This window comes from Companilactobacillus nuruki (assembly GCF_002872255.1).
Classification (GTDB): domain Bacteria; phylum Bacillota; class Bacilli; order Lactobacillales; family Lactobacillaceae; genus Companilactobacillus; species Companilactobacillus nuruki.
The window spans coordinates 100,009-112,501 of the sequence record NZ_NIPR01000064.1; the positions used below are offsets into that span (position 1 = coordinate 100,009).

Annotated in this window: 15 protein-coding genes and 1 other annotated feature; of the genes, 9 read left to right on the forward strand and 6 right to left on the reverse strand. The window is 32.9% G+C overall.

Annotated elements, in window-relative coordinates; translation table 11 throughout:
• Window positions 1–24 precede the first annotated feature (24 nt).
• The gene (locus CBP76_RS12895) at window positions 25–1,200 is read right to left on the reverse strand and encodes a multidrug effflux MFS transporter (protein WP_102197267.1); all 1,176 of its coding nucleotides are present in this window, start codon (window positions 1,198–1,200) and stop codon (window positions 25–27) included.
• A 153-nt stretch (window positions 1,201–1,353) separates the two neighbouring features.
• The gene (locus CBP76_RS12900) at window positions 1,354–1,914 is read right to left on the reverse strand and encodes a TetR family transcriptional regulator (protein ID WP_102197268.1); all 561 of its coding nucleotides are present in this window, start codon (window positions 1,912–1,914) and stop codon (window positions 1,354–1,356) included.
• A gap of 154 nt (window positions 1,915–2,068) precedes the next feature.
• Here CBP76_RS12900 and CBP76_RS12905 point away from each other — a divergent pair, with 154 nt between their 5' ends.
• The 7 genes from CBP76_RS12905 (at window position 2,069) to CBP76_RS12935 (ending at window position 7,764) form a co-directional block, all read left to right on the forward strand.
• The gene (locus CBP76_RS12905) at window positions 2,069–2,704 is read left to right on the forward strand and encodes an NAD(P)-dependent oxidoreductase (RefSeq protein WP_102197269.1); all 636 of its coding nucleotides are present in this window, start codon (window positions 2,069–2,071) and stop codon (window positions 2,702–2,704) included.
• A 17-nt stretch (window positions 2,705–2,721) separates the two neighbouring features.
• Window positions 2,722–3,690, forward strand: coding sequence for an amidohydrolase family protein (locus tag CBP76_RS12910; RefSeq protein ID WP_102197270.1), 969 nt, complete (start codon window positions 2,722–2,724; stop codon window positions 3,688–3,690).
• A gap of 230 nt (window positions 3,691–3,920) precedes the next feature.
• Window positions 3,921–4,658, forward strand: coding sequence for a deoxyribose-phosphate aldolase (gene deoC, locus CBP76_RS12915; protein ID WP_102197271.1), 738 nt, complete (start codon window positions 3,921–3,923; stop codon window positions 4,656–4,658).
• Window positions 4,659–4,676: 18 nt separating this feature from the next.
• A complete protein-coding gene (locus tag CBP76_RS12920) occupies window positions 4,677–5,396 on the forward strand; it encodes a GntR family transcriptional regulator (protein ID WP_102197272.1) in 720 nt (239 codons plus the stop codon).
• A gap of 67 nt (window positions 5,397–5,463) precedes the next feature.
• Window positions 5,464–6,075, forward strand: a complete 612-nt coding sequence (locus tag CBP76_RS12925) for a histidine phosphatase family protein (protein ID WP_102197273.1) — start codon at window positions 5,464–5,466, stop codon at window positions 6,073–6,075.
• A gap of 171 nt (window positions 6,076–6,246) precedes the next feature.
• The gene (locus CBP76_RS12930; RefSeq protein WP_102197274.1) at window positions 6,247–7,248 is read left to right on the forward strand and encodes a tRNA dihydrouridine synthase; all 1,002 of its coding nucleotides are present in this window, start codon (window positions 6,247–6,249) and stop codon (window positions 7,246–7,248) included.
• Between the two features lie 240 nt (window positions 7,249–7,488).
• Complete coding sequence (locus tag CBP76_RS12935) at window positions 7,489–7,764, forward strand: SemiSWEET family transporter (RefSeq protein WP_281258489.1); 276 nt, start codon at window positions 7,489–7,491, stop codon at window positions 7,762–7,764.
• A gap of 163 nt (window positions 7,765–7,927) precedes the next feature.
• Here the strand turns inward: CBP76_RS12935 and CBP76_RS13280 are convergent, their stop codons facing one another.
• The 4 genes from CBP76_RS13280 to asnS form a co-directional block, all read right to left on the reverse strand.
• Window positions 7,928–8,089 carry a hypothetical protein gene (locus tag CBP76_RS13280; RefSeq protein WP_166667281.1) on the reverse strand — a complete coding sequence of 54 codons (162 nt, stop codon included), beginning with the start codon at window positions 8,087–8,089 and terminating at the stop codon, window positions 7,928–7,930.
• Window positions 8,086–8,637, reverse strand: a complete 552-nt coding sequence (locus CBP76_RS12940; protein WP_102197276.1) for a DUF1700 domain-containing protein — start codon at window positions 8,635–8,637, stop codon at window positions 8,086–8,088. The genes CBP76_RS13280 and CBP76_RS12940 overlap by 4 nt, the downstream gene beginning before the upstream one ends.
• Entirely contained in the window at window positions 8,627–8,944 is a 318-nt protein-coding gene (locus CBP76_RS12945; protein ID WP_102197277.1) for a PadR family transcriptional regulator, read from the reverse strand. The genes CBP76_RS12940 and CBP76_RS12945 overlap by 11 nt, the downstream gene beginning before the upstream one ends.
• 136 nt (window positions 8,945–9,080) lie before the next feature.
• On the reverse strand, window positions 9,081–10,472 hold the full coding sequence (gene asnS, locus CBP76_RS12950; protein ID WP_102197278.1) for an asparagine--tRNA ligase: 1,392 nt from the start codon (window positions 10,470–10,472) through the stop codon (window positions 9,081–9,083).
• A gap of 59 nt (window positions 10,473–10,531) precedes the next feature.
• Window positions 10,532–10,767: a binding site (T-box leader), on the reverse strand.
• 89 nt (window positions 10,768–10,856) lie between these two features.
• Here asnS and CBP76_RS12955 point away from each other — a divergent pair.
• Together CBP76_RS12955 and CBP76_RS12960 are read left to right on the forward strand one after the other, a co-directional pair.
• The gene (locus CBP76_RS12955) at window positions 10,857–11,573 is read left to right on the forward strand and encodes an alpha/beta hydrolase (protein ID WP_102197279.1); all 717 of its coding nucleotides are present in this window, start codon (window positions 10,857–10,859) and stop codon (window positions 11,571–11,573) included.
• Window positions 11,574–11,656: 83 nt separating this feature from the next.
• Window positions 11,657–12,340 carry a hypothetical protein gene (locus CBP76_RS12960; RefSeq protein WP_102197280.1) on the forward strand — a complete coding sequence of 228 codons (684 nt, stop codon included), beginning with the start codon at window positions 11,657–11,659 and terminating at the stop codon, window positions 12,338–12,340.
• Window positions 12,341–12,493 lie beyond the last annotated feature (153 nt).

A 12,493-nucleotide genomic window follows, 5' to 3' on the forward strand; every position in this document is an offset into this window, starting at 1 on the left:
ATGATTTGCCCAGGCAATTAATTATTATTTTCTTATTCTAAATAAGGCTGATAGATAAACACCTAACATAACTATACAACTAACTAAAATAAATATTGGCAAAGGCCAAATAGTGCCGTTATGAATAAAACTAACTAAATACGTCAACAAACTAACAATTATATAATATCCAAAACTAAATATTCCACTCGCGCTCCCAATAACATCTTCATATCCCTTCAAAGCCAAATTCAATGCTACAGGTAAAACCGTATTTAATCCTAGAAAAATCAAAAAGAATCCAATAATCATTAAATATGCTTGATTCAATTGCAAACTTACTACTAATAATCCACTAGCAAGTGTAGCGAATATCAAACCGATAGTCGCAATAGTTTCTGATTTAATGTGCTTAACTAAAAAATTAACATTGATTGCACCAATCAAACTGGCTAATGCTAAGGTCATCCCCAAACTACCATATTTAACGGACGAATATCCAAAATGTTTTATAAAAATGAAAGGTGCTTCTGAATAATAACCAAATAAAACTCCATTAACTCCACCAATGAGAATTCCATAAGCCCAAACGATTGGATCTTTGATCAATCTACAGGTAACTTTCAGTAAAGAAATACTTTTAATATTATCGATGTCTCGCGTCTCTGGTAAACAGGAAAAACTGTAAATCAAAACTAATGTAGCCATAACAATTAAGGCACTGAAAACATTGCGATATCCTAAATAAGTTTCCAGTAGTCCACCGATCAACGGACCAAAAGCAGGTGACAAAGCCATTGCGGCTCCCACTTTAGAAAATACCTTAGCACCATTTATACCGTCAAAACTTTCACGCATAATTGTTTGAGTTACGACTGACCCAACACTGGCCCCAAATGCTTGAACAAAACGTGAGACCAATAAAAGGCTAAACGTTGGGCTGATATATAATCCTACATTCCCTAATAAATAAACTACAATTCCAATATTCATAGCAGGTCTGCGACCTATTCCATCTGACAATTGTCCCCAGAATAAAACTCCAATCGCAAAAGCAATAAAATAGATGCTCATAGTTAATTGTGATGTTGCAGCAGTTACATGCATATTGCTGCTGATCATAGGCAATACTGGTGTAAAAATTGATTCACTGATCTGTGGAAATCCCACTAGAACGATAATTAATAAGATTGATGGTACTGTGTTACGGACGTTTTTCATTTTATACTCCTAAAAATTTATTATGCAGAAAAACGTCCTTCATCATTTACGGGCATACAAGCCATGATGTTTGATAATTCCATGGTTTTCACCTAATTTCTTTAAGGTCTAACGTAGATCATATAGTATCCTCCAAATGTTTGCAAATTCATATTATAAGTTTTTCAACATCTCTATAATATTTTTAACATTAATCAAAAAATCTTTCTTCCGCAGATCTTGATCCGAATCATTATTATTTCGAGAAGTTACCGATTCGCCTAGCATGTAATCGGCTAATACCTGTGTCCCTCTTCTAATCGTATCAGAGTCATTAATAAACGTTTTCAGAAGTTTAGGTAACATGGAATATAATCGATCATATTGTTCTTTAACATCAGAATATTCAAGATACTTAGAAACACCGGCAAAATCATGCGGCATAATCTGAGTGTACTCACCAAAGGCAACCGTAGTCACTAAATTTAGTAACGCTTCTTCACCTGATACACCTATCAACTTCTCATACAATTGATCAACCAGTAATTGTAAATTATTAGCTAAGATCTTTGCCTTTAAATCAGTGGTATTTTTCACATATCGATACATTGACTGTGGTTGAATATCCAAACTCTTGGCAGTCTTGGTTAATGTCACTGATTCTAATCCATCTTTCTTTGCAAGTTCGGTTGCCGCTATAACAACCTTCTCTTCATTTAAAGATCGTTGTTTCATAATTATTTCTCACCTTTCTCTTGCAAAACTTGGTAGCCAAGTTTATATTAGTGTCATTAAACTTGGCAACTAAGTTTAATTCTTAATCAGCAAGTTTATATTACCATGAATCATAAAAATTGACTAAATTAAAATATCAGAAAGAAGAACTATTATGAAAATCGGAATTATTGGTGCCACAGGAAATGTTGGACAAATTATTTATAAGGAAGCAATTGCTCGCGACAATGATGTTACGGCGCTGGTCAGAAATTCTGAAAAAGCAAAAAAACTACTTGGTAACAATGTTAATTATTTGGAAAAAGATGCTTTGCTCTTATCACACGACGATTTAAAAGATTTTGATGTTATTATTGACGCTTTTGCTTCTCCAGACGCCTATCGTAGTTTGGATTTAACAGGAAAGTTGGTAGCTCTTTTTAGAGGGCAACATAAACCACATTTAATCTTTGTTACTGATTCTAGTTCGTTGAAAAACAAAGATGGTGTTTTACAGCTAGCTGATATTTTAAAACAATTTGCCGACCAACCTTGGATTCAGTCATCTGTTGAACAAAATCATTCATTAGATTTATTAAAATGGGTTGATAACGTCGATTGGACAATTATGACACCTCAAAATGATTTTGTGCCTGGCGATAAGACAAATTATCGCTTAGGAACAGATAGCGTCATGAAAGACAGAAATGGTAATTCAAAATTATCATACGGCAATTTTGCTAGTGCCATGCTTGACGAATCTGAAAACCCACAACACATTCACCAACAATTCACCGTTGTTAACGACTAAAAAAGGAAGTTATTCAAATGAAAATAATCACAGTTGAAGAACATTTTGATACACCTGCTAATGTTAAAAATTTTAATCAATATTCAAAAATTAAAAATAATAATCCTCGTCAAAATGAACTAAATCACGATTTAACCAGCCTTCAGGCGCATGTTGATTATATGGACAAATATAATATTGATATGCAGGTTATCTCTGATGCTGGTAACTCACCACAAGTTTTACCTGATAACATGGTTGTATCTGCAAGTAAAGAGCAAAACGATACATTGACCAATAATATGACAAAATTTCCAAAACGATTTGCTGGATTAGCAGTCTTACCAGTCAATCTACCCGAAAAAGCAGCCACTGAATTAGAACGATCTGTCAAAGAACTAGGATTAAAAGGTGGCATTATTAGTGGTTCTGTAAATGGTCAATTTCTTGATGATCCAAAGTTCGAACCAATATTTGCAAAGGCCGCCGAATTAGATGTTCCTTTATATTTACATCCCGGGGTTATTACTGATGAACAGCTTAATATGTTATATAAAAGCAAATCTTATTCTCCATTACTAACCACTATGATGGGTGGAGCTGCATGGGGTTGGCATAACGAAGAAGGCATCCAAGTTGTTCGTTTAATCTTAGGAGGGATTTTCGAAAAATATCCTAAGCTAAAATTAATCACCGGGCACTGGGGCGAATTTGTACCTATGTTTATTGAAAGACTTGATCAATTTGGAGCAATTGGTGGTTTGAAAAAACCATTTTCTGAAACTTATCGAAAAAATATCTTTATAACACCCTCAGGTATGTTTACAAATCCACAATTACAATTAATTAAAACAGAAATGGGTACTGATCATATGATGTATTCTGAAGATTACCCTTATGTCAAACGTGAGAACGATGTAAGAAAGTTTATTACAGAAGCTGATTTAACAAATCCTGAAAAAGAAACATTCGCTCATGGCACTGCCGAAAAATTGTTTAAACTTTAATTTATTAAGATAGTAAACCCCCTCTTATTTTAAAAAATTTGAGGGGGTTTACTATATCTAAGTATTTCACGTTATGTCCTTACTTATTATTTATATAAATATTTTCTACTAAAGTAATTATTTTGTTTAATTCTTGATTACAAGAGCCTTAATAATTAAGTATTGATTATTTAGAATCCAAAGATTATTATTTATATGTAATTACATAATAATCTTTGGAGGATTTAAACATGTCACAATATACATTAGATGAATTATCAAGATTGATCGATCATACTAACTTACACGCCTACGCTTCTGCAGATGATATGAAAAAACTATGTCAAGAAGCCATAAATTATCATTTTAGAATGGTAGCAATCAATCAGGTTCAATCAAAAATTTGTTATGATATATTAAAAGATACTGATATTGATATTGGTGCTGCCATTAGCTTTCCTCTTGGACAAACAACAATCGAATCTAAAGTCTTCGATACTAAAAATGCAATTGAAAATGGAGCTAACGAGATCGATTATGTAATCAATATCACCGAAGTAAAAAATAATAATTTTGATTACATCAAACAAGAGATGGAACAAATCGTTAACGTTTGTCATCAAAATTCTGTTTTGGTAAAAGTTATTTTTGAAAACGCCTATCTTACTAAAGATGAAATAAAACATGTTGCTGAAATAGCTAAGGTCGTTAAACCCGACTTTATCAAGACATCAACTGGTTTTGGTCCTAGTGGAGCCAAAATTGAAGATGTTAAACTTATGAAGGAAACAGTTGGTGATGTTGTTTCAGTAAAGGCTGCTGGTGGAATCAGAAACTCTGATGACTTTCTAGCAATGATTGCGGCTGGTGCTGATAGAATCGGTACAAGCAGTGGTGTTAAAATCATCGAATCTATTAAGCAAAGAATGGTCGATGACAATATTCAAACCATTAAAATCGATCGAAAGTATCAAAAAAATTTGAAGTAGAACATATGAGGTAAAACAATGGACAGTAAGAATTTGCCTAAACATACATTAATTGAAAATGACATTTTATCGAAAATTAAAAATGGGACCTACAAACCTAATACACTTATCCCTAAAGAAATTGAATTAATGGAAATTTATGGCGTTAGTCGGCCTACTGTTCGTCAAGCAATCCAATCTTTAGTCAACAAAGGTCTTTTGGCTAAACGAAAAAAACGTGGAACTATCGTATGTCAAAGTAAAATCTCTCAAGAGTTTACTCATATAATTGAAAGCTACAATGATGAGGTTAAGAATAAAGGATTGACTCCTAAAACTCATGTTATTCTGTTACAAAAAGAATTACCCTCTCAAGAAGTATGTGATAATCTGCAAATAACTAAAGATGAATTTGTTTATAAATTGGTTCGTTTACGTTACGCCGATGAGCAACCTATCGTATTGGTAACAAGTTATATTCCCAATAAAATCTTTCCTAAGTTGAATGAATTTAATTTTGAAGATGTTTCGCTTTACTCAGCCCTAGATGATAATAACTACCCTATTTTGCAAGTTCGCCGTAAGTTAGAGGTGTTGTCCGCCGATGAAACTACATCTGATCTTTTAAATATTGACGAAAATGATCCGATTTTTTATTTCCATACTGTTGGACTTACAAAGAACAATGTTCCAGCTGAATATTCTATTGCCAAATATCGTGGAGATATTAATTCATTTGAAATTTACATTCAAAGATAGAAAAAGAATTTTGTTCTAATCCATTTTGAAGTTTAGAATATAACTAACAAACTCTGGAGGGCAACTAATGGTTGAATTATATATCGTCAGGCATGGCGAAACTGATACTAACTACACTGGAAAGATCAATGGTTCTGCAACTAATCTACCGCTTAACGAAACTGGTAGAAAACAAGTCACTTATTTAAGAGAGCATATGGTCATGGATATTAATGATTTTGATGAAATTTATGCCAGTCCTTTAAAACGGGCTCTTGAAACCGCCGAAATTCTCAATCAAAATACTCATACAATAAAAACAGATGATCGATTAAAAGAAATCAATTATGGTTCATGGGATGGTCTCTTAGCTTCTGAAGTTATTGCCAAACATCCTGATGGGTTTGATGAAAATGAATACTTAACTGAGGACTACGTCAAATATGCTGAAAACGGTGAACCTTACGAATCAGTTTATAAACGTATTCAATCATTCTTAGATGATGTTTCTAAAGAAGGCGACAAAAAAATTATGGTCGTCTGTCACGGTTTTATTACCAGATCATTTATCAAATTAGTAACAAAAATACCTGATATGAAAGATGTTTATGAACCTATCAATGCAGGCGTTACTAAAATTAAAATCTTACCAAGTGGTCATCCTTACATGACCTACTTCAATCGTTTAGAAAATATTTAAGCATAGCAAAGGGATTGTTTAGCGGCTATTAAAATAGTTGTTAAACAATCCTTTTTTATGTGTAAAAAATTATATTCTTCTAATTCCTTCTGAGATAAAACATTAGTCTCAAATAAAAAAAACTAGTAGTATATAGTGATATGGAATAATCAATAAAGGAAGTAATCAAACGTGACAGAATCAAATTTTTGGTCAAAAATTGCTACTCAAGCTAAATCTGAGAATCGCCCTTTCTTCACTATGGCACCAATGGAGGCCGTTAGTAATACTGTTTTTCGACAAGTTATTGCTAAGGCGGCTGCACCTGATACTTTTTTCAGTGAGTTTGTTTATGCCAAGGGTATTACTGACCCTAACACTAAGTTTCCCATTCATGGTCGCTTATACGTCGATTCTACAGAAACAAAACGTCCGGTCGTCCAACTTTGGGGAAACTTGGCTGAAGACTTTGTAACTGCGACAGAATCTCTTAAAGAACAAGGATTTGAAGCTGTAGATATTAACATGGGTTGCCCTGATAGCACTGTTATTAAAAACCATGGTGGAAGTGATTTAATTCGTAATCATCAATGGGCTCAAAACGTGATCTCAGCTGCTAAGACATCCGGACTGGCCGTTAGTGTCAAAACACGTTTAGGATACAGTAAAGTTGATGAATATAAAGATTGGATTCCCTTCTTACTTAATCAACATGTTGATGTATTAACAATTCATTTAAGAACCAAAATGGAAATGAGCAAAGTTGATGCTCACTTTGAATTAATTGATGATCTAATCAAATTAAGAGATGAAATAGCTCCAGAAACACTCCTACAAATAAATGGTGATATTCCAAACTATCAGGCCGGACTAAAATTATATCAAGAACATCCTGGCCTAAATGGGATTATGATCGGACGTGGGGTTTTCACCAGTCCTTTTGCCTTTGAAAAAGTACCCAAAGAACATTCCCTAACAGAGCTATTAGAATTATTAAAAATGCAATTAGATCTCTTTGATAACTTCGCAACTCATTATGATTATCCACGTTTCCCATCATTAAAACGTTTCTTCAAAATATATGCTCGTCCTGAACTTGGGGCTACTAACTTGAGAAATAAAATGATGGATGCTAAAAGTACTGATGATGTTAGAGAGATATTGAACAATACTTCGCAATATTTATATAAATAATAAAATGAGTGCGAGACATAACCCCAGAATAATATAAAATTATAGCCTAAATGTGAAAAAACACATTCGGCTTTTTTTTATAGAATTGAATTGTTTGACAATAAATCTAATCTGATTTAGTGTAAAAATACAGTGTTTTTATAGAAAAAATAGTCTAATTAATGATCTTTCTTCACTAGCCATCTCCTGTCCAATGAAACTGAAGACATTAAAAGCTGAAAGATGAAAGGAAGTTATTGTTTGCAGAGGATTAGTTCAGAAAAAGTAGAAAAGATTGGTACGGTAGCAAGTTTAATGTCAGTTTTGATGTATGTTTCATACATCCCTCAAATCATTTCCAATCTATCTGGGACTAAAGGCAATCCGATTCAGCCTTTGGTTGCTTTTATTAACTGCACTATTTGGACAGCTTATGGTCTACTCAAAAAAGAAAAAGATTGGCCCATTGTTTGGGCCAATGTTCCAGGAATCTTCTTGGGAGCTGCAACCTTTATCACCGCAATATTTAGTTTTTAATAATTCATTAGCAAGCCCAATGGGCTTGCTTTTTTTATGGGGGTTAAAAGCATGTATAAATCACTATAAATTTTCTGCCATCAGATTGATTAAATGGAACTATGATTGGCATGGTGTTCTCAACACAGTTTTATATTATTCAGAAGTTATTTTTCCCGCGTTTTTAATGCAAATTTATCGGCGCATACCAGGTACCAAAATGGGACAAAATTTCATTAATATCAAAATTCAATAAACTTAAAGCGATAACCATTAATACCGCACCTACAACCAAAATAACCAATGCCAAAACCAACATTTTACTATTAAACTTTAATAAACTCATGCTTCAATCCCCCTTGAACTAAATTTTTTAAACAAACTTCTGTTTAAATTATATATGGCTCCACTAAAACCTATAAGAAATTGTTCAAATAAAATTCCCAAGCCTAATAATATTAATGAAATCCCGAACTGAAGTAGTGCATATGTAAAACCAATCTTAAAGATAACAATAAAACTACCTAAAAACGTCCATAAGCCCGCCGCCATAAAAGCCAGCGCGCATATGATCAATGAAAAAACTATTGCTAATGCAATAATATACAGGGCTGCTACAATTGGTCCCCATATTGGAAAACTAGCTGATAACAAAATAATTCTTTGTAATCTATTTTTCACCTTAGGAATTTTGACCTTCTCATCTGACAAAATATTTAACAAAATTTTTTTAACACCGCCAACGCTATTAACAGCCGCCTCACTACTCATTCCATTTTCTATTAAATCATCTAAATATTCAGAGTAATACTCAATATAATCATCCGAATTACTAACGCCATATTTTTTTAAATCCTTTTCTAAATCAATTAAGAATCCCGTTTTATCCATCATAATTTTCTCCTTTAATAAACTGAAAAATTCTTTCTACCTGTCCCCATTCATTAATGAATGTATTAACTTCAGCTTTACCTATATCTGTGATCTGATAATACTTTCGAACTCTATTATTGTGAATCCGACTTTGTGAAGTTATTGCCCCTTTAGCAAGTAATCGTTTCAAAATGGGATATAGTGTTGATTCAGATATTTCTATCAAAGGAGCTAAATCATTGATAATCGCATAACCATAAGATTCTTTTCGCTCTAACTCAGATAAAATACAAATATCTAATAATCCTTTTTTTAATTGTGCGTTCATATCTATACCTCTTTATACATAGTATTATGCAATAGGATGTATTAAAAATCAAATAATTTTAATACTTACAAAAAAAGATTGAAACCAATAAAAATCGGTTTCAATCTTTTTATTTATATTTTCCTTATTAAATTAACTAAAATTCAGCATTACCAGGTGTTCTAGGATAAGCGATGACATCTCTGATATTTTCCATACCAGTAATGTACATAACTAATCTTTCAAATCCAATACCAAAGCCAGAATGAACGGTACCACCATACTTACGCAATTCTAAGTACCACTTATAGTCTTCCTCATTCATATCAAGTTCAGCCATTCTTGCTTCAAGCTTATCAAGACGTTCTTCACGTTGTGATCCACCAATCAATTCACCAATTTCAGGAACTAACAAATCAGCGGCAGCTACTGTCTTACCATCATCGTTGGCACGCATATAAAAGGCTTTGAAGTCTTTTGGATAATCAGTAATAAAGACAGGCTTCTTATAAACTTGTTCTGACAAATAACGTTCATGCTCTGAATCAAGATCCAGACCCCAATAAGGTTTTACTTCGAATTCAACGTCTGTAGCTTTTTCCAAAATATCAATGGCCTCAGTATAAGTTACGTGGGCAAATTCTTCGCCAGCTGTAGCCTTCAAGCGATCAATCAAAGTGTTATCAACATTTTCATTTAAAAATTCAAGCTCTTCTTTTGCATGTTCTAGTACATAATTGATAACATATTTTAATAATGCTTCTGAACAATCCATTTCATCTTTAAGATCTGCAAAAGCCATTTCTGGTTCAATCATCCAGAATTCTGAAGCATGACGACCAGTATGTGAGTTTTCAGCTCTGAATGTTGGTCCGAAAGTATATACATTTCTAAAGGCTAGGGCAAATGGTTCAACTTCCAATTGTCCAGAAACAGTTAAGTTAGTTTCTTTTCTAAAGAAATCTTCGTTGTAATCAATCTTACCTTCGTCAGTCTTAGGAAGGTTATTCATATCCAAAGTAGTGACTTGGAACATCTCTCCAGCACCCTCAGCATCAGAACTTGTAATGATTGGTGTATGTACATAGACAAAATCATTATGTTGCAAATATTCATGAATAGCAAAGGCTGCTAGTGAACGAATACGGAATACTGAATAAAATGTATTTGTTCTTGGACGCAAATGTGCGATTGTCCTCATATATTCATATGAATGGGCTTTCTTTTGCAATGGATAATCAACATCAGAGGCACCCAATTCAACGATCTCAGTAGCATGGATCTCAAATGGCTGTTGAGCCTTAGGGGTTAATGCCAATTCACCTACAACCTTGATAGTTGTACTAATAGGGAATTTAACTACCTCAGCATAGTTTTCCATATCACTAGTCATAACTACTTGAACATTTTTAAAGAACGAACCATCATTCAATTCAATAAAACCAACTCGTTTTGAACCTCTAATTGTACGAATCCAACCAGAAACAGTGATTTGATCACCATCAGCAAATTCTTTTTTATATAAATCTTTAACTAAAACGTTTTGCATTGCTTTCTCCTTTTATTCTTGGAATACTATAGACGAAAAAAAGACCTTTCATCCCCAATATAAGGGACGAAAGATCTTTCCGCGGTACCACCCAAGTTTTTTATAAAAAACACCTCAAAGTACAATTAAATACTTGCCAATTATAACGTACTGGTCAACGTCTATACCTACTCTTAAAAATTTCAGTTAGAAGAAAACAAAGATGTTTTTCTTATATACCGACACGCTAGGTTCTCACTTACCCTAACTCCCTGTGGATAAAGTATATAGTACTCCTTCTTTTAATATCTTAAATATTTCGATTTCCCTGAATATAGCATATTTTTAGACCATTTGTAAAGTACAATATTAATAAGTAACTCAATAAAGGTGCGTGATTTATACATGAAAAAATTATCAAAATGGTTAATTGGAATCTTAATTGGAATTATAGTCCTAATTTTAATAACTTTTTTAGTTGTTAAAAACAAAGAGTATCAACCAAGTACAACCGCCCAAACAGCAGCCAATAGTAGCACTATGATAAACAGTACTACTAAATTTCAAGGCGATGACTCTAACCCTAAGGTTATCTTCTATCCTGGAGCTTTAGTGGAACCAAAAAGTTATAGTATTTGGGCAAATAAAGTATCACAAGCTGGATACTCAGTTTATATCGTTCGTTTTCCTTTGGACTTAGCAGTTTTGAATGTTAACGCCGCTAACAAAATATCCAAGAACAATGGTTATATTATCGGTGGACATTCACTAGGTGGAACCATGGCTAGTCGTTACGCTAAAAATCATCAAAAGAATCTCCTGGGGGTCTTTTTCCTAGCAAGTTATCCTGAAAAAAAAGGCGACTTACATGAAATAAATGTACCTGTCCTCTCACTAACTGCATCAAAAGATGGTGTTTTGAACCAAACTAGTTACCAAGAAGCTAAAAAATTACTACCAAATGATACAATTTATGAACAAATATCTGGAGGCAATCATGCTGGTTTTGGTAGCTATGGTAAACAAAAAGGTGATAATACCGCTTCTATTAGCAATCAAAAACAGCAAAATACTGTAAGTAAACTTTTAATTAATTGGTTAAATAGTAATATCAGTAAATAAAATAAAGCGTTTTCATAATTTTCCACAAAAGCGCATACATTTTTGTTATACTTGATTTAGTTGTTACAGTTTTTGGGGGAATTATGACTATTTTAACTAACAAAAAGATTACTTTAAATAAGGATACAAGAACCTTTATTCAAGAATATATCAATTATGTAAGAGACGTTAATCCAGAGGATATCTATGAGGGATTAAATAATAAACAGATTATCGGAAATAAATTTATTTTTAAAATGTATCAATTAGAAAACTTGGATCTAGCAAATGTTGACTTACATATTGAAAACAATCGGGTTTTTGTCTTAGCTAGATTTTGGAATTCTCAGATCATTAATATTGGATCTATCCCTTTAAGTGGTAGTCTTAAAATAATACTCAATCAGGAATTCTATCCTATTTTAAAAATCACTGGTGGCAAATATAAGAAAGTCGTGACTGACACTTATGGTGAGGACACGATTGTTGACGACTTCGAGCCTTATCAATTAACTCTTGAAATTCACAAGGCCGATCAAACCACATACAAATCACAAAGAATTGATGAAATATATCATCGAACATTTAAAAATGAACACCAATTAGTTACCCTATCTAAAAATCTTATGCGTTGTTTCGCAATTTTTGGACTCTTATTAGGTTTAGGATTTATGTTCTTGGGATTTTTCTTAACTGGTTTGATGGTTATTATTGCCTTCTTCGGCGTCAACTCATATACTTTATTGCTTGCTGATGTTCATATGCAAGAACAACGGCAACGGGCTTAAGGTAAAGGGTAAAAAAACTACCTAATGATTATTAAAAAAATAATCATTAGGTAGTTTTTTATAATACTTCAAATTTTCATTTCTTATAAATACCACGATCTTTAATATACCAAGCCACATCATCAGGGACAAAATATTTCAAAGATTTTCCCC